This is a genomic window from Cupriavidus sp. DF5525, from assembly GCF_040149425.2.
Taxonomy (GTDB): domain Bacteria; phylum Pseudomonadota; class Gammaproteobacteria; order Burkholderiales; family Burkholderiaceae; genus Cupriavidus; species Cupriavidus pickettii_A.
Genome location: NZ_CP168265.1, coordinates 1,142,459 through 1,165,593, shown reverse-complemented (window position 1 = coordinate 1,165,593; position 23,135 = coordinate 1,142,459). Strand labels below are relative to the sequence as shown.

Here is a 23,135-nt window from a genome sequence, read left to right as displayed (position 1 = left end):
CCGGCTCAGCGTTCCTGATGCAGGTGGCCGTCGCGCAGCCGCAGCACGCGGTCGCAGCGTCCGGCCAGGTCCAGGTCGTGGGTGACGATGACAAAGCTGGTGCCGAGCGTGCGCGACAGCTCCAGCATCAGGTCATAGACGCCGCCGGCAGTGTGGTCGTCGAGGTTGCCGGTGGGCTCGTCGGCCAGCACGCAGGCGGGCTGGCCCACCAGCGCACGGGCGACGGCCACGCGCTGGCGCTCACCGCCTGACAGCTCGCCGGGCCGGTGCTTGGCGCGCCCGCCCAGTCCCACGCGCTCCAGCATCGCCTGCGCCACGCCGCGCGCGTCATGCTGGGTCAGGCCGCGGATGCGCATCGGCATCGCCACGTTGTCGAGCGCCGTGAATTCCGGCAGCAGGTGGTGGAACTGGTAGACGAAACCCAGCGAGCGATTGCGTACCACATTGCGTTCGCGCTCGCGCAGCGCGGTAAAGGGCTTGCCGAGCAGCGCGACGCGGCCCGAGTCGGGATTGTCGAGCCCGCCCAGCACATGCAACAGCGTGCTCTTGCCCGAGCCCGACGCGCCCACGATGGCGACCTTCTCTCCCGCATCGACGCGCACGTCCACGCCGCGCAGCACGTCCACGTCGAGTTCGCCCTGGCGGAAGCGCTTGGTCAGTCCTTCGGCCACGAGCACCGGCGTGCCGGTGCGCGGCTGCCCGGTGGCTGGCGTGGGGGTATCTGCGTGCAACACGGCCTCACTCATAGCGCAGCGCCTCCGCCGGGTTGACGCGGGCAGCACGCCAGCTGGGATAGAGCGTGGCCAGCGTGGCCAGCACGAAGGAGATGATGCCGATGGTGGCGATGTCGTTCACGCGGGGATCCGAGGGCAATTCGCTGATGAAATAGATGTCGCGCGGCAGGAACTGGACCTGCAGCACGCGCTCGATAAAGGGCACGATCACGTCGATATTGGTGGCGATCAGCGTGCCGCCGGCCACGCCCAGCACCGTGCCGATAAAGCCGATGGCCACGCCCTGCACGATAAAGATCTTCATGATCGAGCGGGGCTGCGCGCCCATGGTGCGCAGGATGGCGATATCGGCCTGCTTGTCGGTGACGGTCATCACCAGCGTCGACACCAGGTTGAACGCGGCCACGGCGATGATCAGCGTCAGGATGATGAACATCATGCGCTTCTCGGTCTGCACCGCGGCGAACCAGTTGCGGTTCTGCTTGGACCAGTCGCGCAGGTAGAGCTCGCCCGACAGCGTGCCGGCGAGCTGCTGGGCGACCTGCGGCGCGCGCTGCATGTCATCCAGCTTCAGCCGCACGCCGGTGGGACCACTCAGGCGGAACAGGGTCTCGGCGTCATGCATGTTGACCAGCGCCAGCGCGCTGTCGAACTCAAAGTGGCCCGACGAGAAAATGCCGGTCACGGTGAACTGCTTGAGCCGCGGCAGCACGCCCGCCGGCGTGATGGTGCCCTGTGGCGCCACCAGCGTGACTTTGTCGCCGACCTGCACGCCCATGGCGTTGGCCAGTTCATTGCCGAGCGCGATGCCGAACTCGCCCGGCGCCAGCGCGTTCATGCTGCCGGCCTTGAACTGGTTGCCGATGTCCGAGACCTTGGGCTCCTGCGACGGCTCCACGCCGCGCAGCAGCACGCCGCGCACGGCGTCGTCGCGAGTCAGCATGGCCTGTGCCGCCACGTAGGGCGCGGCACCGACCACTTCCTTGTTCTGCATCGCCTCGGCCGCGGTCTGCTGCCAGTCCGGCAGCGCCGACGGGCCGATCACTTCGATATGCGACAGCACCGACAGCATGCGGTCGCGCACTTCCTTCTGGAACCCGTTCATCACCGACAGCACCACGATCAGCGCGGCCACGCCGAGCGCGATCCCCAGCATCGAGATCATCGAGATGAACGAAATGAAGGTGTTGCGGCTGGCGCGCTTGCTTGCGCGGGTATATCGCCAGCCGATCTGCCATTCGTAGGGAAAGTTCAAGAGAATTCCTGTTGTTTCGGGAAATCGCCGGCGCCCGGTGGTGGGGCGTTGGCGGCACGCTTGCGCGCCCTGGCGTGCGTCGCCCCGGTCACGCAACGGCGTTTCGCGGGAGTGGCGCGGGCCAGCCGGGAGTTTACAATCTCGCCACCATGATGACGCACCTGACCCTGATTGTGCCCTTTTCCGTCCCGCCAGGCGCCGGCGACGACGGCCGGGACGATGTCGTACCCGGCGCGCTGCTGCGGCAGTTGGAGCTGCCCGCGCTCGGAAAGTTGCTGACCCGGGCCGAGCCCGGCCCGCGCGAGCGGCACGACGACCCCTTCCTGCGCAGCCTGCCGCAAGAGCGCTGGCTGGCCGGCAAGGCGGGGCTGGACACCAGCCGGGTGCCGTTGGCGCCCTATATGCGACTGGCCGACAGCGGAGCGACCGGCCCCGCAGCCGCGGACGGCCAGGCCTGGGCCTGTCTGCAGCCGGTGCATATCCACGCCGCGCGCGACCATCTGGTGCTGATGCCGCCGGCGCAGCTCAATATCCGCCCGGAGGAATCCGCCGCCCTTTACGCCGCCATCGACGGGCTGCTGCAGGAATCCGGCATCGTGCTGGAAGCCCCCTGCCCGTCGCGCTGGTACCTGCCCGAGGCGGTGTTCGGCCCGCTGGAGGCTACCACGCCACTGCGCGCCGCCGGCCGCAACATCGATATCTGGATGCAGGCCGGCGAGCGCGCTCGCGACTGGCGCCGCATCCAGAACGAAATCCAGATGACCTGGTACGACCACCCGGTCAACCAGGCCCGCGAGGCCGCCGGCGAGCCGACGGTCAACTCGGTCTGGCTGTATGGCGGCGGCACGCTGCAGCCGGTGCCACGGCTGGCCGACACGGTGCTCAGCGGCGATCCTTTCCTCGGCGGCCTGGCGCTGGCAGCCGGCAGCCGCGTGCTGCCGGTGCCGGCGGACCTTGCCGGCGCGGCAGATCTGGAAGGCTCGGTGCTGGCCATGCTCGACCACGCCACCGAGGCGCATATCTTCGAAGACTGGGGTCTGTGGCTGGACCGCATGCACGCGCTCGACGCAGACTGGTTCGGCCCGGCGCTGGACGCGCTCGCTGCCGGCCAGATCGGCTCGGTGACGCTGGTGCTGGGCGGCGAGAACCACTTCGCCGAGTTCACCGTGCGGCGCGCCGACCTGCGCAAGTTCTGGCGCGGCATGGGCTCGCGCGGCGACTGGCGCGCCTTGCTGTCCGACCTCGCCTTCGCCGCCTGACCCGCTCCGGCCGACTCCCGAAACCTCACCTGCCCCGCCCATGACCCGGATCGCCATCCGCCAATATTCCCCCGAACACGCCAGCTCGCTGGCCGCCGCCGGCCTGCATCCCACGCTGGCCCGCATCCTGGCCGCGCGCGGCGTGGCCCGCACCGCCGAACTGGCGACCGATCTGCCTGAACTGGTGCCTCCTGCCGCGATGAAGGGCATCGGCCACGCCGCCGCCTACCTGGCCGACGCCATCGCCGCCGGCAAGCGCCTGCTGATCGTCGCCGACTATGACTGCGACGGCGCCACCGCCTGCGCGGTGGGCGTACGCGGGCTGCGCATGCTGGGCGCGCGGGTCGAGTACATCGTGCCGAACCGCTTCGAGTACGGCTACGGCCTGACGCCGGAAATCGTGGCGCTGGCGGCGAAGCAGCAGCCGGACGTGATCGTCACGGTGGATAACGGCATCGCCAGCGTCGACGGCGTGGCCGCGGCCAATGCGCTGGGCATCGACGTGGTGGTGACCGACCACCACTTGCCGGGCGCGGAGCTGCCGGAAGCCGCAGTGATCGTCAACCCCAACCAGCCCGGCTGCGAATTCCCCAGCAAGAACCTGGCGGGCGTGGGCGTGATGTTCTATGTGCTGCTGGCGCTACGCGCCGAGCTGCGCAACCGCGGGGTCTACACGCAGGCGACCCAGCCGCCGCTGCAGACGCTGCTGGACCTGGTGGCGCTGGGCACCGTGGCGGACGTGGTCAAGCTCGACACCAACAACCGCATCCTGGTCGCGCAGGGCCTGCGTCGCATGCGCGCCGGGCGCATGCAGCCTGGCGTGGCGGCGCTGTTCCGCGCGGCGGGCCGCGAGGCCTCGCGCGCCAATACCTTCGACCTGGGCTTCGGACTCGGTCCGCGCCTGAACGCGGCCGGGCGGCTGGCGGACATGTCGCTCGGCATCGAATGCCTGCTGACCGACGATGCCAACCGCGCCTGGGAGATCGCCCAGGAGCTCGACAGCATGAACCGCGAGCGGCGCGATATCGAGGCCGGCATGCAGCAGGAGGCGCTGCAGATCCTGGAGCAGCCGCTGGCCGGCCCGGACCCGTCGGCGCGATTTACCGTCAGCGTGTTCAACGACACCTGGCACCAGGGCGTGATCGGCATCGTGGCTTCGCGGCTGAAGGACAAGTTCCACCGCCCCACCATCACCTTCGCGCCGGGCGACGAAGCCACCATCAAGGGCTCAGGCCGTTCGATCCCCGGTTTCCACCTGCGCGATGCCCTCGACCTGGTGTCCAAGCGCCATCCCGGCATGCTGGTCAAGTTCGGCGGCCACGCGATGGCGGCAGGCCTGACCGTGCGAGCCGAGCGCTTTGCCGAGTTCCAGGAAGCGTTCGAATCGATCGGCAAGGAATGGCTGACCGACGACCAGCTCGCGCGCGTGATAGAGACCGACGGCGATATCGAGGACCAGTGCTTCAGCCCGGAATTCGTCACGCTGCTGGAGCAGCAGGTGTGGGGCCAGGGCTTCCCGGCACCGACCTTCTGCGGCGAGTTCGACGTGCTGCGCCAGAGCGTGCTCAAGGGCAAGCACCTGAAGCTGCAGCTCGGGCGCGGCAGCCAGCGCTTCGACGCGATCTGGTTCAACCACGCCGACTCGCTCGGCGCCAGTGCGCAGGTGGCCTACCGGCTCGACAACAACACCTTTAACGGCGTCACGCGGGTGCAACTGGTGATCGAGCACGCGCAATAGCCTGCCCCGGGGGCGCTCAGCCCCGCGCCGGCAGGTAGTTGGCCGGATCGACCGGCTTGCCGTTGCCGCGCACCTCGAAATGCAGCTCGCTCGGGCTCGCGCCCATGCGGCCTACGTCCTGGCCGGCGGAGACCTGCGCGCCTTCGCTGACCAGCGGCTGGTCCAGGTTGCCGTAGACGGTCAGCCAGTCGTCGTTGTGCTTGACGATCACCAGCATGCCGTAGCCGCGCAGGTTGCCGACATGGATGGCCCGTCCGGCGGCAGCGGCACGCACCGTGCCGTTGGCGGGCACGGCGATGCTCAGGCCCTTGCTGGCCGGAGGCGAGAAGCCGGCCGTGACGCGGCCGTCGGCCGGCCATTGCAAGCGAATGCTGCTGGCGGGCGGCTTCGACGAGCCGCTGTCCACGCGCGGGGTCTCGGTGACGGTCTGGCCGGTGCCGTTAGACGCTGATGCGCTTGCGCCAGGCGGCCGCACGCGGATCAGCTGGCCGACCTCGATCTGTTCGGGGCGCGCCAGGTCGGGGTTCCAGCGGGTCAGGTCGCGCACGCTGCGGCGGTGCTTGCGGGCGATCGAATAGAGCGTGTCGCCGCGCTCCACGCGGTAGAAACCGTCCGGCGCCGGGCCGCTGTCCAAGGTGCTGCAGCCCGCTGCGACCATGGCCGCGGCGGCCAGCAGCAGGCCCAGCGCGCGGCGCCGGCCTGGCTCGATGTCATGTCTGGTTTGCGTCATTCGTCCCTGTTCGTTGTCTAGCCGGGGGCGGCTTGCTAACGCGTATTATCGCCGCGTGCACTGCCCGGCACCGCCGGATAGACCGTTTCGGGCGCGTTCCGTTCGCCGTCCAAGGCCCGCGAACCGGCCCAAATCCCTGAATCCGCGCCCGGATCAGGGCCCTGATCCGCTATAATTCAAGGTTTTCGAAGCGCAGGAACATCATGGAAGCAGAACGCCTCAACGCCATCTCCGGTGCCATCTCCGATCTCCGTTCCCGGACGGAAGATCTACGGGGGTATCTTTGACTACGATGTCAAAGTAGGAAGGCTGGACGAAGTCAACGGCTTGCTGGAAGACCCCGACGTCTGGAACAACCCCAAGCGGGCCCAGGACCTCGGCAAGGAAAAGAAGGCACTCGAGGGCGTGGTAAGCGTCCTCGGCAAGCTCACCGACGACCTTAGCGGCGCCGAGGAGCTGTTCGAGCTCGCCAAGGAAGAAGGCGACGACGACACGCTCGAAGCGATCGAGGCCGACGTCACGGGCTTCGAGGAGATCGTCGCGGGCATGGAATTCCGCCGCATGTTCTCGGGCGAGATGGACCAGGCCAACGCCTTTATCGACATCCAGGCCGGCGCAGGCGGCACCGAAGCGTGCGACTGGGCCTCGATGCTGCTGCGCCAGTACCTGAAGTACTGCGAGCGCAAGGGCTTCAAGGCCGAGGTGCTGGAAGAGTCCGAAGGCGACGTGGCCGGCATCAAGAGCGCGACCATCAAGATCGAGGGCGAATATGCCTTCGGCTACCTGCGTACGGAAACGGGCGTGCACCGCCTGGTGCGCAAGTCGCCGTTCGATTCGTCGGGCGGGCGCCATACCTCGTTCTCGTCGGTGTTCGTCTACCCCGAGGTCGACGAATCGTTCGAAGTGGAAGTCAACCCGGCCGACCTGCGCGTGGATACCTACCGCGCCTCGGGCGCCGGCGGCCAGCACATCAACAAGACCGATTCGGCCGTGCGGATCACGCACATCCCGACCGGCATCGTGGTGCAGTGCCAGAACGACCGCTCGCAGCACCGCAACCGTGCCGAGGCCATGTCGATGCTGAAGTCGCGCCTGTACGAGCATGAGATGCGCAAGCGCCAGGCCGAGGCCGACAAGCTCGAAGCCGGCAAGACCGACGTGGGCTGGGGCCACCAGATCCGCTCGTACGTGCTGGACCAGAGCCGCATCAAGGACCTGCGCACCAACGTGGAAATGTCCAACACCCAAAAGGTGCTGGACGGCGACCTGGACCCGTTCATCGAGGCCAGCCTCAAGCAGGGACTGTAAGGCCGAACCGGGCCGCCCGCCCCGCGCCCTCCGGCGCGGCGGTGGCGCCCGCGGCGGCACAGCAACATCACCGCAATCGCTGGATCATCGCTGTACCGCCGCCCGCGCCACACCGGCACGGCGGCCTTTCCGACCGGGGCACCATGAGCGAAGCCAATCACCTGTACATCATCACCGGCGCCTCGCGCGGGCTGGGCGCGGCACTGACCAATGCCCTGCTCGTGCCGGGCAACCGCCTGATCTGCGTGGCGCGCAGCCGCAACAACGAGCTGGAGCGCATTGCCACCCTGAGCGGCGTGCCGGTGGCGTGGCACCTGCAGGACCTGTCGCAGGCCGGCCCCGCCGCCACCTGGCTGGCCAGCGTGCTCGACACGCTCGACCAGCCGCCGACCAGCGCCACGCTGATCCTGAACGCGGGCGTGGTCGAGCCGATCGGCCCGGTCTCGCGGCTGCAGGAAAGCACGCTGGTGCCACACCTGCTGACCAACCTGGCGGCGCCGATGACGATGACCGGGACGTTCCTGGAGCGCACCGAAAAGTTCGACTGCCCGCGCAAGGTGCTGGCGATCTCGTCCGGCGCGGCGCGCCGCCCGGTCGAGGGCTGGAGCGCCTACTGCGCCAGCAAGGCGGGACTCGACATGTTCATGCGCTCGGTCAACGCCGAATACGCGCAGGCCGCAGCACCGCGCACGGTGCGCGCGGTGGCGCTGGCCCCGGGCGTGATCGACACCGGCATGCAGGACGTGATCCGCAATGCCGACTTCGCGCAGGTGCAGCGCTTCCGCGACCTGAAGGCGAACCAGCAGCTGGCCTCCGCCGAGGAAACCGCGGGCCGCATCGTTGCCTACCTGCATCGTCCGGATTTCGGTACGACCGAACTGGACGATCTCCGCAATTACTGAAGCCATAACGAATCCGCGCGCGGCCTGCCGCGCGCGATCCCACCAGACATCATGACTGAACCGAACCGCGCCCAGGCCAAGCCCGCCGCCGCAGAAACGCCCGCCGTCGACGAGAACAAGATCATCGCGGAGCGGCGCGAGAAACTGGCCGCGCTGCGCCAGCAAGGCGTGGCCTTCCCCAACGATTTCCGCCCGACCCACCAGGCCGCCACGCTGCACGCGCAGTACGGCGAAACCGACCAGGCCGCGCTCGAAGCCAGCCCCGTCGAGGTGTCCATCGCCGGCCGCATGATGCTCAAGCGCGTGATGGGCAAGGCCAGCTTCGCCACCGTGCAGGACGGCAGCGGCCAGATCCAGTTCTACATCACGCGCGACAAGGTCGGCGAAGAAGTCTACGCCGCGTTCAAGCACTGGGACCTGGGCGACATCATCAGCGCCCGCGGCGAGCTGTTCCGCACCAACAAGGGCGAGCTGTCGGTGCAGGTGCGCGAGCTGCGCCTGCTGTCCAAGTCGCTGCGCCCGCTGCCGGACAAGTTCCACGGCCTGGCCGACCAGGAAATGAAGTACCGCCAGCGCTATGTCGACCTGATCGTGTCGCCGGAAACGCGCAACACCTTCCGCGCCCGCACCAACGCGATCTCGTCGCTGCGCCGCCATATGGCCGATGCAGGCTTCATGGAAGTGGAAACGCCGATGCTGCACCCGATCCCGGGCGGCGCCGCGGCCAAGCCCTTTATCACGCACCACAATGCGCTGGACATGCAGATGTTCCTGCGCATCGCGCCTGAGCTGTACCTGAAGCGCCTGGTCGTGGGCGGCTTCGAGCGGGTGTTCGAGATCAACCGCAACTTCCGCAACGAAGGGGTGAGCCCGCGCCACAACCCCGAGTTCACCATGATGGAGTTCTACGCGGCCTACACGGACTACCGCTGGCTGATGGACTTCACCGAGGACCTGATCCGCAAGGCCGCCATCGATGCGCGCGGCAGCGCCGTGCTGACCTACCAGGACCGCGAGCTGGACCTGTCGAAGCCGTTCCACCGCCTGACCATCTGCCAGGCGATCCAGAAGTTCGCGCCGCAGTACACCGACGCGCAGCTGGCCGATTCGGAATTCCTGCGCACCGAGCTGAAGAAGTTCGGCGTCAACACCAACGCGCCGCAGTTCCTCAACGCCGGCCTGGGCACACTGCAACTGGTGCTGTTCGAGGAAACCGCTGAAAGCCAGCTGTGGGAGCCGACTTTCATCGTCGACTACCCGGTCGAGGTCTCGCCGCTGGCGCGCGCCTCGGACACGGTGCCGGGCATTACCGAGCGCTTCGAGCTGTTCATCACCGGCCGCGAGATCGCCAACGGCTTCTCGGAGCTGAACGATGCCGAGGACCAGGCTGATCGTTTCCGCAAGCAGGTCGAGCAGAAGGACGCCGGCGACGAGGAGGCGATGTACTTCGACGCCGACTACATCCGCGCGCTGGAGTACGGCATGCCCCCGACGGGCGGCTGCGGTATCGGCATCGACCGCCTGGTGATGCTGCTGACGGACAGCCCCAATATCCGCGACGTCATCCTGTTCCCGCACCTGCGCCGGGAAGACTGATGGTGTGCTCCCTCTCCCGCAAGCGGGAGAGGGAGCACACAGCGGTCATCCAGATCGCGTCGCGCGGCCCCCGATTGTTACAGCCATCCCGCCAACAGGCAGCGCGAGCAACACCCAACCCATTGATACAAAAGGCCTTTTCCGCCTACATATATTTACAAAAACAAACGGAAAACGCCACCCGCTTCGGCCACACTGGTTCCATCCCATCGCGGCCTTCGCCGCACCGGAGCCACAACAATGCAGAGCCAAGCCACCTCGCAAGACCACACCCCTGCCCCGCTGCCGCCGCAACGCCGGCTGCATCCGCTGATCGGCGCGGCAGCCGTGGCCGTGGTGATCGCCAGCCTGACCGCCGTTGCCGCCGTAACCGGCGTGCTGCCGATCAGCAAGGCCAACCCTGACCTGCAAACGCAACAAGGTCCGCAAGGCCCGCTGCCAGTCACCGCGGAGACTGCGCCCCCGCCGGGCAGCACCACGCGCCCACCGGTCTACGATGACGGCCAGCCGCGCTCGGCCAATCCGGACGCCGTCCGTTCGTCGCAAGCCGCACCACGCACCGCCCCGGCAAGCCAGGCCGCGCAGCGCGAGAGCGAGCCGCGCGCCAGCCAGCGCGCCGACACCGAGCGCCAGGCCGCCAAGGGCAGTCCCTACGCCGGCCGCGTGGTCGCCGTGACCCCGATCCAGACCCAGAAGCCCAACACCAGCGGCCTGGGCGCGCTAGGCGGTGCCGTGGTCGGCGGCCTGCTGGGCAACCAGGTCGGCAAGGGCAACGGCCGCATCGTCGGCACCGTGGTCGGTGCGGTGGGCGGCGGCGTGGCCGGCAACCAGATCGAGAAGGCGGTCAGCAAGGACACGCATTACGAAGTCCGCGTGCGCATGGACGATGGCAGTCAACGCAGCTTCACCTACGAGCAGGATCCTGCAGTGCAGGTAGGCGAGCGCGTGCACATGGAGAACGGCGCGCTGGTGCGGGGCTGACCAGGCTCTTGCGAAACACCAAAGCAGAAAGGCCGGCATCTGGCCGGCCTTTCTGCTTCCTCCCGATACTGCGAAGTTATTCCGCTTCCTGGATCCAGGCCTGCTGGATGGCCTCCAGGATCTTCTCGCCCGAGCGTTCCGGCACGTCGGCAAAGCCGTCGAGCTCCAGCACCCAGCGGCGCAGGTCGGTAAAGCGCACGCCGACCGGATCGACGTCAGGATACTTGTCGTACAGGGCTGCCGCGATGGCGTAGGTATCGGTCCACTTCATGAGGTTCTTCTCCGCTGAGGTCAGTGCCGGCCGCTCAGTGGCCTTCCTTGGCGTGGTTGATGGTGTACTTCGGGATCTCGATGGTCAGGTCGTCCTCATCGACGATGGCCTGGCACGAGAGCCGCGAATTCGGCTCCAGCCCCCAGGCCTTGTCGAGCAGGTCCTCTTCCTTCTCCTCGGCCTCGTTGAGCGAGTTGAAGCCCTCGCGCACGATCACGTGGCAGGTGGTGCAGGCGCACGATTTCTCGCACGCATGCTCGATCGCGATGCCGTGGGAAAGCAGCGCGTCGCAGACGCTGACGCCCTGCTCGGCTTCGATCACCGTCCCGTCCGGGCAGTATTCGACGTGTGGCAAAACTATGATCTGTGGCATCTCGTGTCCTGGTATCTGTAATGCGGTGCAGGCGTGGTGATCAGCCCAGCTCCTGCACCTTGCGCCCCGCCAGCGCGCTCTTGATCGAGCGGTCCATACGGCGTGCGGCGAATTCGTCGGTGCCGTGCGACAGCTTCTCCACCGCGGCGTGGATGGCGTGGTGGTCTTCGCCGGTGGCAATCTCGCGCACCGAAGCCACCAGCGCCTCGACCGCGGCGCGCTCGTCCGCCGACAACAGGTCGCCGTCGGTTTCCAGCGCGCGCAGCGTGGCCTCGGCCAGGCGGTCGGCTTCGACGCGCTCTTCCGCCAGCGCGCGGCTCTTCATGTCGTGCTCGGCTTCGCGGAAGCTCTCCTGCAGCATGCGCGCGATATCGTCGTCGGCCAGGCCGTACGACGGCTTGACCGTGACCGACGCTTCCACGCCCGAATGGGTTTCGCGCGCGGTCACCGACAGCAGCCCGTCGGCGTCGACCTGGTAGGTCACGCGGATGCGTGCCGCGCCCGCCACCATCGGCGGGATGCCGCGCAGCTCGAAGCGCGCCAGCGAGCGGCAGTCGCTGGCCAGCTCGCGCTCGCCCTGCAGCACATGGATCGCCATCGCGGTCTGGCCATCCTTGAAGGTGGTGAATTCCTGCGCGCGCGCCACCGGGATGGTGCTGTTGCGCGGGATGATCTTCTCGACCAGGCCGCCCATGGTCTCCACGCCCAGCGACAGCGGGATCACGTCGAGCAGCAGCCAGTCTTCGCCCGGGGCATGGTTGCCGGCCAGCAGGTTGGCCTGCATCGCGGCGCCCAGCGCCACCACGCGGTCCGGATCGAGGTTGGTCAGCGGGGTCTGACCGAAGTAGTCGCCCACGGCCTTGCGGATCGACGGCATGCGCGTGGCGCCGCCAACCAGCACCACGCCCTTGACCTCGTCGGGGCTCACACCGGCGTCGCGCAGCACCTTGCGCACCGGCGCCAGCGTTTTCTGCACCAGATGGGCAGTGATCTGCTCAAAGGTTTCGTCGGTCAGCGTCAGGTGGACGATCTCGCCGGAATCCAGCACGGCATCGATCACGGTACTGTCCGCTTCCGACAGCGCTTCCTTGGCGGCGCGCGCGCGCACCATCAGCAGGCGCATGTCCTGCGCCGACAGCGGCTGCAGGCCGGCCTGCTCGACGATCCAGCACAGCACGCGCTGGTCGAAATCGTCGCCGCCGAGCGCCGAGTCGCCGCCCGTGGCCATCACTTCGAACACGCCGCGGGTGAGCTTCAGCACGGAAATATCGAAGGTGCCGCCACCCAGGTCGTAGACCGCGTAAATGCCTTCCGATGCATTGTCCAGCCCATAGGCGATGGCCGCCGCGGTCGGCTCGTTGAGCAGGCGCAGCACTTCCAGGCCGGCCAGGCGCGCGGCGTCCTTGGTCGCCTGGCGCTGGGCCTCGTCGAAGTACGCAGGCACGGTGATGACCGCGCCGACCAGGTCGTCGCCGAGCGAATCCTCGGCGCGCTGGCGCAGCGTGGCGAGGATCTCGGCCGAGATCTCGACCGGGCTCTTCACGCCGGCCACGGTCTTGATCTGCAGCATGCCAGGCGCGTCGACGAAGTCGTACGGGCTGTGCTCGATATTGGCGATGTCGCGCAGGCCGCGGCCCATGAAGCGCTTGACCGAGACGATGGTGTTCTTCGGGTCGCGCACCGCCTCATCCTGGGCCCGGTAGCCGATATGCGTGGTGCGGTCCGGCAGGTAGCGCACGACCGAGGGCAGCAGCGCGCGGCCGCGCTCGTCCCCCAGCACTTCGGGGATGCTGCTGCGTACCGCGGCCACCAGCGAGTTGGTGGTGCCGAGGTCGATGCCGACCGCCAGGCGGCGTTGGTGGGGCGCCGGCGACATGCCGGGTTCGGAAATCTGGAGCAGTGCCATGGTAATTCTTCGCTGTCTTGTGCGGCAGGGGAAACCGCCATGCGGGCGGATTTCGCGCCGGGCGCCATTGTGTCACGGGCCCGGCAATCGTGCCGGTCAGTCTTCCAGCCGGTCGATGGCCTCGCTGGTATCGTGCTCGATCTTCTCGATGAACATCAGTTGCCGTACCGCGCCGCCGGCCGCCTCGTTGTCGCCGGCGTCCAGCAGCGCACCCAGCGCGGCGTGGCGCTCGCGCTTTTCCTGGCGCAGGCTGCGCAGCAGCGCATCGAGCCGGTCCACGTCACGCGCTTCCACCGCCTCCTGCAGCGCCTCGCGCCATTCCATCTGCTGCATCAGGAAGGCCGGCGTCATGGCCGTGTTGTTCTCGGCCTGCACATCGACGCCGCGCAGCTTCAGCAGGTAGGTCGCGCGCCGCAGCGGCTGGCGCAGCGTACGATAGGCTTCATTGGCATGCGCGGCCCACTGCATGGCCACACGGCGTTCGGCGTCGCCCGCACTGGCAAAGCGGTCCGGATGCGCCTGCGACTGCACGGTGCGGTACGCCGCATCCAGCGCGGCCTCGTCGACGCCGTACTGCGCGGGCAGGCCGAACAGCGCAAAAAAATCGTCTTTCAACTGCTTCCCCAAGAAAAAGGAGCGGCCGCGCCGCCCCTTTGTCCATTTGCCGCCCCGCTACCGCTCAGCAGGCTTACCTGCCCACTCGGCTGGCGGCTCGTTGCGGTCGCACTTCAGGCAGTTCACCCGCCTGCCGATCATGCCGGCGCGGCCCTGCTCGCTCTGAGTCCATGGCCGCGACTGCCACGGCGGATCATGCCGCACATGCTGGCCGTGCCCGCAGTCGAGTTCCGCCACCCAGTGGCCTTCCTCGTCCCGGCGGAACCCGACGATGCTGCGCTCCACCGCGGCTTGCGTACGCTGACGCGGCTCAGACCGTGAAGGACTCGCCGCAGCCGCACTCGTCCTTGACGTTGGGGTTGTTGAAGCGGAAACCTTCGTTCAACCCTTCGCGCGCATAGTCGAGTTCGGTGCCGTCGATATACGGCAGGCTCTTGGCGTCGACGATGACCTTGATGCCGTGCGACTCGAACACCTTGTCTTCCGGCAGCAGGTCGTCCACGTATTCCAGCTTGTAGGCGAGGCCCGAGCAGCCGGTGGTCTTCACGCCCAGGCGCAGGCCCACGCCCTTGCCGCGGCGTTCCAGGTAGCGGGCGACATGCTTGGCCGCCTTCTCGGTCATCGTGATCATCGTTGCGTCTTCCTTCGTCGGCTCGACAGAATCAGGCAGCCTTCTGCTCGGCCTCGCCGTGCTTCTTCTTGTAGTCCTCGACAGCGGCCTTGATCGCGTCTTCGGCCAGGATCGAGCAGTGGATCTTCACCGGCGGCAGCGCCAGTTCTTCGGCGATCTGGGTGTTCTTGATCTCCAGCGCCTGGTCCACGGTCTTGCCCTTGACCCACTCGGTCACGAGCGAGGACGAAGCGATGGCCGAGCCGCAGCCGTAGGTCTTGAACTTGGCGTCTTCGATCACGCCAGCCTCGTTGACCTTGATCTGCAGCTTCATCACGTCGCCGCAAGCCGGTGCGCCAACCATACCGGTGCCGACCGCATCGTCGTTCTTGTCGAACGAACCGACGTTGCGGGGGTTTTCATAGTGGTCGAGAACCTTTGTGCTGTATGACATTTTGCTTACCTCTTGCGTATCTTTTGCGGGGGTATTGCTGTTATTTGTGCTGTTCCGGCGGGCGCGTCAGTGCGCAGCCCACTGGATCGAATTCAGGTCGACACCATCCTTGAACATTTCCCACAGCGGCGACAGATCGCGCAGCTTGCCGATCTTCGACTTGAGCAACTGGATGGTGTAGTCGATTTCCTGCTCGGTGGTGAAGCGGCCGACCGTGAAGCGGATCGAGCTGTGCGCCAGTTCGTCGTTGCGGCCCAGCGCGCGCAGTACGTAGGACGGCTCCAGCGAGGCCGAGGTGCAGGCCGAGCCCGACGACACCGCCACGTCCTTGATTGCCATGATCAGCGACTCGCCTTCGACGAAGTTGAAGCTGACGTTCAGGTTGTGCGGCACGCGATGTTCCAGGTCGCCGTTCAGGTAGACCTCTTCCATGTCCGACAGGCCGTTCCACAGGCGGTCGCGCAGCATGCGGATGCGCTCGTTTTCCGTTGCCATTTCTTCGCGGGCGATGCGGAAGGCTTCGCCCATGCCGACGATCTGGTGCGTGGCCAGCGTGCCCGAGCGCATACCGCGCTCATGGCCGCCGCCGTGCATCTGCGCCTCGATGCGCACGCGCGGCTTGCGGCGCACGTACAGCGCGCCGACGCCCTTGGGGCCGTAGGTCTTGTGGGCCGAGAACGACATCAGGTCGCACTTCAGCTTGTTCAGGTCGATCGCCACCTTGCCGGTCGCCTGCGCGGCGTCGCAGTGGAAGATAATGCCCTTCGCGCGGCAGATCTCGCCGATCTGCTCGACGTCCTGGATCACGCCGATCTCGTTATTGACCAGCATCACCGACACCAGGATCGTGTCCGGGCGCAGCGCCTGCTTGAACACTTCCATGTCGAGCAGGCCGTTTTCCTTCACGTCCAGGTAGGTCACCTCGAAGCCCTGGCGCTCCAGTTCGCGCGTGGTGTCGAGCACGGCCTTGTGCTCGGTCTTCACGGTGATGAGGTGCTTGCCCTTGCCCGAATAGAAGTTCGCGGCACCCTTAATCGCCAGGTTGTTCGATTCGGTCGCACCCGATGTCCACACGATCTCGCGCGGGTCGGCGCCGACCAGTGCGGCCACCTGCTCACGCGCCTCTTCCACCGCGCGCTCCGCTTCCCAGCCGTACGCGTGGCTGCGCGAAGCGGGGTTGCCGAACTGCTCGCGCAGGTACGGAATCATCTTGTCCGCCACGCGCGGGTCCACCGGCGTGGTGGCCGAGTAATCCATGTAGATGGGGAAATGTGGGGTGCTCATCGTTATGACTGCCTTTTTAGGGACCGCTGATCGCTGATTTCTACCGTTGCCTGTCGTGCGCCCGCGTAAGTGCTCAGGACTGCGCCAGGCTGAAAACTGAATTCACCACCCGGGCCCGGACCGGCTTTTCCTGCTTGTCGGCCTTGCCGCGTGCCGTAGCCGACTGTGCGGCGGCTTCCTCGCGCATGTCGTGCAGCACCGCGGGCTGGCGCTCGCGCTGCTGGTCCACCAGGTTCTTGAGGGAAACGGAGTCGAGGTACTCGACCATCTTCTGGTTCAGCGTGGCCCACAGTTCATGGGTCATGCAGCGCCCGGAGCCGTCATCTCCGTTACAATTGCCCTTCCCACCGCATTGGGTGGCGTCCAGGGGCTCGTCCACGGCGATGATGATGTCCGCCACCGTGACGTCTTCGGCCTTGCGGGCGAGACTGTAGCCGCCGCCCGGGCCGCGCACGCTTTCGACGATCTCGTGCCGGCGCAGCTTGCCAAACAGCTGCTCCAGGTAGGACAACGAGATCTTCTGCCGCTGGCTGATGCCGGCGAGCGTGACCGGTCCCTGGTCCTGGCGCATGGCCAGGTCGATCATCGCGGTGACCGCGAAGCGGCCTTTGGTGGTCAGTCTCATGGTGCAGGGCTTTTGGGGTAAAACGCTTTTGGGGTAAAGCTAATACTTGATCGATTCCGTCAAGTATAAAGGTACCCGACTAATTCAGTCAACTACCCCTCCCGCAGTGCATCAAGCCTCCCGGCCGCCCGCGGCCGGTTGCGGGTCGGCCACGCGCGGCGGCATCACCAGCGACAACGGCTGTTTCAGGATGCGCCGCCGCACGGCCCGGCTCAGTTCGGCCCGATCCACGCGGCGCAGGTTGCGTGACCGCAGTGCCATATTGAACGCCAGCGCAAAGCTCACCGCGCCGGGATCAGCCGGCGTCGTCTTGCAGGCGCTGGCGCAGCACCTCGACCAGGCCGTCGCAGGCGTCTTCGATGTAGTCGAGCACGCGCTCGAAGCCGTCACCCTCGCCGTAGTACGGATCCGGCACTTCGTCGGCATCGTGGCGGGTGGCGAAGCTCATCAGGAGGCGCACCCTGTCGGCGGCGTCGGGGCGCAGCCGGGTCAGGCCGGCCAGGTTCTCGCGATCCATCGCCAGGATCAGGTCGAAGCGGTCGAAGTCGGGCAGGCCCACCTTGCGCGCGCGCAGCGCGGACAGGTCATAGCCGCGGGTAAGCGCATGACGCTGGGTGCGCGGGTCGGGCGCACGGCCGAGGTGGTATTCGTGCGTGCCGGCCGAATCCAGTTCGACCATCGGCTCCAACCCGGCTGCGGCCAGCTTGGCGCGCAGCACGCCCTCCGCCGTCGGGGAACGACAGATGTTTCCCATGCAGCACATCAGGATGGCGTATTTCTTCATAGGATCACGACTTCGAGGGGAGGAATGGCGAGGGATTCCGGCGCGCTGCGGCGACGTGCGGGCAGGCGTAATTCTACCCACTGTAGCCCGCGCCACCGCGAGCTATGTTCCTGCCGGGTTATGTGCGCGAGCCCACCGCCAGCCCGCACGCCGCCCCCCTACAGTCACTGAGCGCCGGTGGCCGGCATGACGGCCCGCCGGCAACCGGTCGCCAGCGCCGCCATCCTGCAAGGAGAACATAGTGCCCGCCCCTTCCCCGTCGTCGCAGCCGCGGCTGATGCAGCGCCTGAAGCTCCTGGTGAAACCGCTCGTGCCCCGCTGGCTGCTCGACCAGTACCACGCCCGCGCACTGCGCCGCGACGCCGACCTGTACCAGGGCAAGACGCCCGGCGAAATCTTCTCGCATGTCTACGCTTCGCAGGCCTGGGGCGCGCCCAAGGGTCATGGGGAGCACTACAGCGGCGTCGGCACGCACTCGCCCGAGATCGCCAATGCCTACCTCTCCAGCGTCACCGCGTGGCTGGCCGCGCAGGGCGCCCCGCCGGACGTAGTCGACCTCGGCTGCGGCGACTTCCATATTGGCAGCCAGCTGCGCGCCGCCTGCGGGCGCTACATCGCCTGCGACGTGGTGGAAGCCGTAATCGCGGCCAATCGCAGGCGCCATGCCGGCCTGGACGTCGACTTCCGCTGCCTCGACATTGCCGGCGACCCGCTGCCACCCGGCGACGTGGTGTTCGTGCGCATGGTGCTGCAGCACCTGGACAACGCCCGCATTGCCAGCGTGCTGGCCAAGCTGGGCCAGTACCGCACGCTGGTGCTGACCGAGCAGGTGCCACTGGGCGGCTTCATGCCCAATACGGACAAGACGTCCGGTGCTGCGATCCGATTGTGGGACCGGCCGCCGAGCGGCGTGATCGTGACCGCGCCGCCGTTCAACCTGCGCGTGCGCTCCTCGCGCGTGCTGTGCGAAGTGTCCTCGGGCGGTGGCGTGATCCGCACCATCGCCTACGAACTCGAGCGCAGCGCCGTCAGGCCAGGCGCCGAAGCACAGGCCGCCGGCGTGGCAGGCGCCTAGGCCAGCTGCTTGGCCAGCCGATCGCCGTGCGCAAAACCGGCGATCTCCGCGGCCTCGGCCGACTTGTAGTGATCGGTGATGCGGGAGCTTTCGGTCAGCGTGCCGGCCGCACGGATATTGGTGCCCGGGCGGCAGACGCGCACGGTGTAGGTCCATTCGCTCTGCGAGCGCGGCTTGACCTGGACCTGCACCTCGTGGGTTTCATAGACTTTTTTCTTCCATTCGCCGATGTCGGGCATCGTGTTCTCCTCGGGAAATGGGGACGCGGGGCTGGCGCGGCTAGTTGACCTCGCCCGCGTCGATGGCCCGCATGGCGGCGGCTTCCGCCATGGCGACGGCCGCTTCGGGCGTGGGCGCATCGCCCGCGATCGCCTCGTAGGTGGGGCCGGCTTGCTCGCCGAAGGCGTCGGCGATGCGCAGCTGGGCCGCAAACCCGCCGGCGGCGTTCGGCACCGCGCAGACCACGACCGCGTAACCGCCGTATTCGAACTGGCGTTCCATCGTAGCTCCTCGTCCGTGGGCATCAAGGCAGCTTGGCCGCCAGCACCTCCAGCCTCTGGATCGGCGGAGTGCCCACGAACAGCTCCGGCGCCCTCGCCATCAGCGCCGCCGCGACCTTGCCGCCCAGGTGCGCCTCGCGCGCGGACTCGTCGGCAAAGGCATCGAAGATGCCGAACATCGACGCGCCCAGGCGCAGCGCAAACCAGGCCGTGGTGCCGGCCTCCTGCTCTACCAGCGCCGCCGCGTCGCGCAGGAACTGCTCGACTTCCTGCTCCTTGCCGGGCCTGGCTTCCAGCGGTACCCACAGTCCAAGCTTGACCATGACGCGTCTCCGTTCAGGTGTGACGCATTTCACTATAGGCGAGCCGGGCCGGCCGCCATCGCACATCAGGCCGGCGGCAGCGCGCCGTCGCCGCTGGCGCCGAACACCTGCGCCTTGAGCTTGGCCAGCTGGTCGCGCACCTGCGCGGCCTGCTCGAATTCCAGGTTGCGGGCATGGTCGAGCATGAGCTTTTCCAGCCGCTTGATCTCCTTGGAGACCTGCTTCTCGCTCATGTCCTCGTAGCGCGCCTGCTCCTGCGCGGCCTGCAGCTCGGCCCTGGCGTCGCTGACGTTGTAGACGCCGTCGATGATGTCCTTGATGCGCTTGACCACGCCGCGCGGGGTGATGCCGTTGGCCTCGTTGAAGGCGATCTGCTTGGCGCGGCGGCGCTCGGTCTCGCCGATGGCCTTCTTCATCGAGTCGGTCATGCGGTCCGCGTACAGGATGGCGGTGCCGTTGACGTTGCGCGCTGCGCGGCCGATGGTCTGGATCAGCGAGCGCTCGGCGCGCAGGAAGCCTTCCTTGTCCGCGTCCAGGATCGCCACCAGTGACACCTCGGGGATATCCAGACCCTCGCGCAGCAGGTTGATGCCCACCAGCACGTCGAAGGCGCCCAGGCGCAGGTCGCGGATGATCTCCACGCGTTCGACGGTATCGATGTCCGAGTGCAGATAGCGGACCTTGACGCCATTCTCGGACAGGAACTCCGTGAGCTGCTCGGCCATGCGCTTGGTCAGCGTGGTCACCAGCACGCGCTCGCCGGCTTCAACGCGCAGATGGATCTCGGACAGCAGGTCATCCACCTGCGTGGTGGCCGGCCGCACCATGATGATGGGATCGACCAGGCCGGTCGGCCGCACCACCTGCTCCACCACCTGCCCCGCATGCTCCTGCTCGAACTGCGCCGGCGTGGCCGAGACAAACATCACCTGGCGCATCTTGCGCTCGAACTCGTCGAACTTCAGCGGCCGGTTGTCCAGCGCCGACGGCAGCCGGAAGCCATACTCCACCAGCGTGGTCTTGCGCGCGCGGTCGCCGTTGTACATGCCGTTGAGCTGGCCGATCAGCACGTGCGACTCGTCCAAGAACATCAGGGCGTCGGGCGGGAGGTAGTCGACCAGCGTCGGCGGCGGCTCACCCGGGCGCGCGCCGGACAGATGCCGCGAATAGTTCTCGATGCCTTTGCAGAAGCCCAGCTCGGACAGCATTTCCAGGTCGAAGCGGGTGCGCTGCTCCAGCCGCTGCGCCTCGACCAGCCGGTTTTCCTTGTGGAAGAACTCCAGCCGATCGCGCAGTTCGGACTTGATGGCCTCGATCGCGCGCAGCACGGTCTCGCGCGGCGTCACGTAGTGGCTCGAGGGGTAGACCGTGAAGCGCGGGATCTTCTGGCGCACGCGGCCCGTGAGCGGATCGAAGAAGTGCAGCGACTCCACCTCGTCGTCGAACATCTCCAGCCGCACCGCCATCTCCGCATGTTCGGCCGGGAAGATATCGATGGTGTCGCCGCGCACGCGGAAGGTGCCGCGCTGGAAGTCGGTCTCGTTGCGGGTGTACTGCATCGCGATCAGGCGCGCGATCACGTCGCGCTGGCTGATCTTGTCGCCGGCCCGCAAGGTGAGAATCATCTGGTGGTATTCGGTCGGGTTGCCGATACCATAGATCGCAGAGACGGTTGCCACGATGATCGTGTCGCGGCGCTCCAGCAGGCTCTTGGTCGCCGACAGCCGCATCTGCTCGATATGCTCGTTGATCGATGAGTCCTTCTCGATAAACAGGTCGCGCTGCGGGACGTAGGCCTCAGGCTGGTAATAGTCGTAATAGCTGACGAAGTACTCGACCGCGTTACGCGGGAAGAACTCGCGGAACTCGGAATAGAGCTGGGCGGCCAGCGTCTTGTTGGGCGCGAACACGATTGCCGGCCGTCCCATGCGGGCCATCACGTTGGCCATGGTGAAGGTCTTGCCCGACCCCGTCACGCCCAGCAGCGTCTGGAACGACAGGCCGTCCTCGACCCCCTCCACCAGTTGCCGGATGGCCTCCGGCTGGTCGCCGGCTGGCGGGAACGGCTGGTAGAGCTGGAACGGGGAGCCGGGAAATGTGACGAATTTGTCTTCGTCCAGGGCCGGCGCGGCTTCTGCAAGGTTCGACATAGGGGGCGAAATTACGGGCGAGATTAGGGAAATACCTCAGGAATACGGGGCGGATACGCTAGAATCTTGGGGTTGTCAGCCCCCGCTTCAAGCCGGAAGAGAACGGGGGCCTGCCAGCCCCCAGCGCAGTCCGGAGCATTCTACGCCTTCCCGTTTTCTTTCATTGCCGACCACGAGATTCCAAATGAGTTTGTTTTCTGCCGTCGAGATGGCCCCGCGCGACCCGATCCTGGGCCTCAACGAAGCCTTCAATGCCGACACCCGCCCGACCAAGGTCAACCTGGGCGTTGGCGTGTACTTCACCGACGAAGGGAAAATCCCCCTGCTGCGCGCCGTCCAGGAGGCAGAAAAGGCCCGTCTGACCACCGCCACGCCGCGTGGCTATCTGCCGATCGAAGGCATCGCCGCCTATGACCAGGCCGTGCAGACGCTGCTGTTCGGCAAGGAATCGCCGCTGATCACGGAAGGCCGTGTGGTGACGGCCCAGGCACTCGGCGGCACCGGCGCGCTGAAGATCGGCGCCGACTTCCTGAAGCGCCTTTACCCTGACGCCAAGGTCGCCATCAGCGACCCGAGCTGGGAAAACCACCGCGCGCTGTTCGAAGCCGCCGGCTTCCCGGTGGTCAACTACACCTACTACGACGCCCCCAGCCACGGCCTGAACTTCGCCGGCATGGTGGAATCGCTGAAGTCATACCCGGCCAACACCATCGTCGTACTGCACGCCTGCTGCCACAACCCGACCGGTGTCGACCTGTCGCCCGAGCAGTGGAAGCAGGTGGTCGAGCTGGTCAAGGAACGCAACCTGATCCCGTTCCTGGACATGGCCTACCAGGGCTTTGCCGACGGCATCGACGCCGACGGCGCCGCGGTGCGCCTGTTCGCCGACTCCGGCCTGCCCTTCTTCGTGTCGAGCTCGTTCTCCAAGAGCTTCTCGCTGTACGGCGAGCGCGTGGGCGCGCTGTCGATCGTCACCACCGGCAAGGAAGAAGCGCAACGCGTGATGTCGCAGGTCAAGCGCGTGATCCGCACCAACTACTCCAACCCGCCGACGCACGGCGGCACCGTGGTCGCCACCGTGCTGAACAGCCCGGAACTGCGCGCCATGTGGGAAGAAGAGCTGGCCGAGATGCGCGACCGCATCAAGCTGATGCGCCACGCACTGGTGGACAAGCTGGCCGCCAAAGGCGTGCCGGGCGACTTCTCCTTCGTCAAGGCGCAGCGCGGCATGTTCTCGTACTCGGGCCTGACCTCGCCCCAGGTCGACCGCCTGCGCAACGAGCACGGCATCTACGCGGTCGGTACCGGCCGTATCTGCGTGGCAGCGCTGAACAGCCGCAATATCGACGCAGTGGTCGATGCGATCGCAACGGTAATGTAAGGCGATGTGCAATCCGGCCGTCAGAAAAGGATGATTTCTGCGGTCGGAAAGGGATGATTTTCGAGGTCACCCTTCGGCGGGCGACTGCCGAGAAGATCACAAAGCAACACAAAAAAAGCGGCTTCGGCCGCTTTTTGCATTTGTTTGCGTTTTTTGTAAGACGGTGTCATCCAGAAATCAGGCCTTTGTCGTATTGTTTTCTGCGGATATCGATGTACCTTAAGGTATATGCTGCACAGCAAGATCGTTAGCACGGCCGTTCGATTAAGGGCATAATCAGC

26 protein-coding genes and 1 pseudogene are annotated in these 23,135 nt (G+C 66.9%); 8 read left to right on the top strand and 19 right to left on the bottom strand.

Features of this window, described 5'->3' with window-relative positions:
- Window positions 1-5 precede the first annotated feature (5 nt).
- The gene (lolD, locus tag ABNX08_RS05590; protein ID WP_022534181.1) at window positions 6-746 is read right to left on the bottom strand and encodes a lipoprotein-releasing ABC transporter ATP-binding protein LolD; all 741 of its coding nucleotides are present in this window, start codon (window positions 744-746) and stop codon (window positions 6-8) included.
- Complete coding sequence (locus ABNX08_RS05585) at window positions 739-1,989, bottom strand: lipoprotein-releasing ABC transporter permease subunit (protein ID WP_022534180.1); 1,251 nt, start codon at window positions 1,987-1,989, stop codon at window positions 739-741. Before ABNX08_RS05585 ends, lolD begins: the two co-directional genes overlap by 8 nt.
- 149 nt (window positions 1,990-2,138) lie before the next feature.
- On the opposite strand from ABNX08_RS05585, the gene ABNX08_RS05580 reads away from it, so the two are divergent.
- A complete protein-coding gene (locus ABNX08_RS05580; RefSeq protein WP_022534179.1) occupies window positions 2,139-3,248 on the top strand; it encodes a hypothetical protein in 1,110 nt (369 codons plus the stop codon).
- A gap of 40 nt (window positions 3,249-3,288) precedes the next feature.
- Complete coding sequence (recJ, locus tag ABNX08_RS05575) at window positions 3,289-4,986, top strand: single-stranded-DNA-specific exonuclease RecJ (RefSeq protein WP_349609418.1); 1,698 nt, start codon at window positions 3,289-3,291, stop codon at window positions 4,984-4,986.
- Window positions 4,987-5,002: 16 nt separating this feature from the next.
- Here recJ and ABNX08_RS05570 read toward each other — a convergent pair whose 3' ends face one another.
- Complete coding sequence (locus ABNX08_RS05570) at window positions 5,003-5,716, bottom strand: peptidoglycan DD-metalloendopeptidase family protein (protein WP_022534177.1); 714 nt, start codon at window positions 5,714-5,716, stop codon at window positions 5,003-5,005.
- Window positions 5,717-5,919: 203 nt separating this feature from the next.
- Between ABNX08_RS05570 and prfB the strand changes: the two genes are divergently transcribed.
- The 4 genes from prfB to ABNX08_RS05550 all read left to right on the top strand — a co-directional run bounded on the left by prfB (window position 5,920) and on the right by ABNX08_RS05550 (window position 10,503).
- Window positions 5,920-7,024, top strand: a protein-coding gene (gene prfB / locus ABNX08_RS05565; RefSeq protein ID WP_349609420.1) for a peptide chain release factor 2 whose coding sequence is annotated in 2 segments (ribosomal slippage) — window positions 5,920-6,000 and window positions 6,002-7,024 — 1,104 coding nt in all. Because the reading frame shifts where the segments join, the coding sequence is not laid out codon by codon here.
- Window positions 7,025-7,167: 143 nt separating this feature from the next.
- Entirely contained in the window at window positions 7,168-7,926 is a 759-nt protein-coding gene (locus ABNX08_RS05560) for an SDR family oxidoreductase (RefSeq protein ID WP_022534175.1), read from the top strand.
- A 51-nt stretch (window positions 7,927-7,977) separates the two neighbouring features.
- Window positions 7,978-9,522: a lysine--tRNA ligase gene (lysS, locus tag ABNX08_RS05555; protein ID WP_022534174.1), complete on the top strand. Its 1,545-nt coding sequence runs from the start codon at window positions 7,978-7,980 to the stop codon at window positions 9,520-9,522.
- A 240-nt stretch (window positions 9,523-9,762) separates the two neighbouring features.
- Window positions 9,763-10,503, top strand: coding sequence for a glycine zipper 2TM domain-containing protein (locus ABNX08_RS05550; protein ID WP_022534173.1), 741 nt, complete (start codon window positions 9,763-9,765; stop codon window positions 10,501-10,503).
- 76 nt (window positions 10,504-10,579) lie between these two features.
- On the opposite strand, the gene iscX is transcribed toward ABNX08_RS05550, so the two are convergent.
- The 11 genes and pseudogenes from iscX to ABNX08_RS05495 form a co-directional block, all read right to left on the bottom strand.
- Window positions 10,580-10,774 (bottom strand): Fe-S cluster assembly protein IscX, encoded by a 195-nt coding sequence (gene iscX / locus ABNX08_RS05545; protein ID WP_022534172.1) that lies wholly within the window; start codon window positions 10,772-10,774, stop codon window positions 10,580-10,582.
- Between the two features lie 34 nt (window positions 10,775-10,808).
- Window positions 10,809-11,147, bottom strand: coding sequence for an ISC system 2Fe-2S type ferredoxin (gene fdx / locus ABNX08_RS05540; RefSeq protein WP_022534171.1), 339 nt, complete (start codon window positions 11,145-11,147; stop codon window positions 10,809-10,811).
- 40 nt (window positions 11,148-11,187) lie between these two features.
- Window positions 11,188-13,053, bottom strand: a complete 1,866-nt coding sequence (hscA, locus tag ABNX08_RS05535; protein WP_022534170.1) for a Fe-S protein assembly chaperone HscA — start codon at window positions 13,051-13,053, stop codon at window positions 11,188-11,190.
- A 96-nt stretch (window positions 13,054-13,149) separates the two neighbouring features.
- Window positions 13,150-13,668 (bottom strand): Fe-S protein assembly co-chaperone HscB, encoded by a 519-nt coding sequence (gene hscB / locus ABNX08_RS05530; protein WP_022534169.1) that lies wholly within the window; start codon window positions 13,666-13,668, stop codon window positions 13,150-13,152.
- A 57-nt stretch (window positions 13,669-13,725) separates the two neighbouring features.
- A complete protein-coding gene (locus ABNX08_RS05525; RefSeq protein ID WP_022534168.1) occupies window positions 13,726-13,953 on the bottom strand; it encodes a DUF3565 domain-containing protein in 228 nt (75 codons plus the stop codon).
- A 25-nt stretch (window positions 13,954-13,978) separates the two neighbouring features.
- Window positions 13,979-14,299, bottom strand: coding sequence for an iron-sulfur cluster assembly protein IscA (gene iscA, locus ABNX08_RS05520; RefSeq protein WP_022534167.1), 321 nt, complete (start codon window positions 14,297-14,299; stop codon window positions 13,979-13,981).
- Window positions 14,300-14,330: 31 nt separating this feature from the next.
- Window positions 14,331-14,732 (bottom strand): Fe-S cluster assembly scaffold IscU, encoded by a 402-nt coding sequence (gene iscU / locus ABNX08_RS05515; protein WP_022534166.1) that lies wholly within the window; start codon window positions 14,730-14,732, stop codon window positions 14,331-14,333.
- A 66-nt stretch (window positions 14,733-14,798) separates the two neighbouring features.
- Window positions 14,799-16,022 (bottom strand): IscS subfamily cysteine desulfurase, encoded by a 1,224-nt coding sequence (locus ABNX08_RS05510; protein ID WP_349609640.1) that lies wholly within the window; start codon window positions 16,020-16,022, stop codon window positions 14,799-14,801.
- Window positions 16,023-16,089: 67 nt separating this feature from the next.
- Entirely contained in the window at window positions 16,090-16,641 is a 552-nt protein-coding gene (gene iscR / locus ABNX08_RS05505) for a Fe-S cluster assembly transcriptional regulator IscR (RefSeq protein ID WP_022534164.1), read from the bottom strand.
- A 111-nt stretch (window positions 16,642-16,752) separates the two neighbouring features.
- Window positions 16,753-16,929, bottom strand: a pseudogene (locus ABNX08_RS05500) (hypothetical protein); the annotation flags it as partial.
- A gap of 7 nt (window positions 16,930-16,936) precedes the next feature.
- Window positions 16,937-17,425 (bottom strand): low molecular weight protein-tyrosine-phosphatase, encoded by a 489-nt coding sequence (locus ABNX08_RS05495; RefSeq protein ID WP_022534162.1) that lies wholly within the window; start codon window positions 17,423-17,425, stop codon window positions 16,937-16,939.
- A 241-nt stretch (window positions 17,426-17,666) separates the two neighbouring features.
- Here ABNX08_RS05495 and ABNX08_RS05490 point away from each other — a divergent pair, with 241 nt between their 5' ends.
- Complete coding sequence (locus ABNX08_RS05490; RefSeq protein WP_349609424.1) at window positions 17,667-18,500, top strand: class I SAM-dependent methyltransferase; 834 nt, start codon at window positions 17,667-17,669, stop codon at window positions 18,498-18,500.
- Here the strand turns inward: ABNX08_RS05490 and ABNX08_RS05485 are convergent.
- The 4 genes from ABNX08_RS05485 to uvrB all read right to left on the bottom strand — a co-directional run bounded on the left by ABNX08_RS05485 (window position 18,497) and on the right by uvrB (window position 21,473).
- Window positions 18,497-18,739 carry a hypothetical protein gene (locus tag ABNX08_RS05485; RefSeq protein ID WP_022534160.1) on the bottom strand — a complete coding sequence of 81 codons (243 nt, stop codon included), beginning with the start codon at window positions 18,737-18,739 and terminating at the stop codon, window positions 18,497-18,499. The two genes, ABNX08_RS05490 and ABNX08_RS05485, sit on opposite strands and share 4 nt — an antisense overlap.
- A 40-nt stretch (window positions 18,740-18,779) precedes the next feature.
- Window positions 18,780-19,001 carry a hypothetical protein gene (locus ABNX08_RS05480; RefSeq protein WP_022534159.1) on the bottom strand — a complete coding sequence of 74 codons (222 nt, stop codon included), beginning with the start codon at window positions 18,999-19,001 and terminating at the stop codon, window positions 18,780-18,782.
- 22 nt (window positions 19,002-19,023) lie between these two features.
- The gene (locus ABNX08_RS05475; RefSeq protein WP_022534158.1) at window positions 19,024-19,323 is read right to left on the bottom strand and encodes a putative quinol monooxygenase; all 300 of its coding nucleotides are present in this window, start codon (window positions 19,321-19,323) and stop codon (window positions 19,024-19,026) included.
- 65 nt (window positions 19,324-19,388) lie between these two features.
- Complete coding sequence (gene uvrB, locus ABNX08_RS05470) at window positions 19,389-21,473, bottom strand: excinuclease ABC subunit UvrB (RefSeq protein WP_022534157.1); 2,085 nt, start codon at window positions 21,471-21,473, stop codon at window positions 19,389-19,391.
- Window positions 21,474-21,657: 184 nt separating this feature from the next.
- Between uvrB and ABNX08_RS05465 the strand changes: the two genes are divergently transcribed.
- Window positions 21,658-22,854, top strand: a complete 1,197-nt coding sequence (locus tag ABNX08_RS05465) for an amino acid aminotransferase (protein WP_022534156.1) — start codon at window positions 21,658-21,660, stop codon at window positions 22,852-22,854.
- 20 nt (window positions 22,855-22,874) lie between these two features.
- Here ABNX08_RS05465 and ABNX08_RS05460 read toward each other — a convergent pair whose 3' ends face one another.
- Window positions 22,875-23,024, bottom strand: a complete 150-nt coding sequence (locus ABNX08_RS05460; RefSeq protein ID WP_349609428.1) for a hypothetical protein — start codon at window positions 23,022-23,024, stop codon at window positions 22,875-22,877.
- Between the last annotated feature and the right edge of the window lie 111 nt (window positions 23,025-23,135).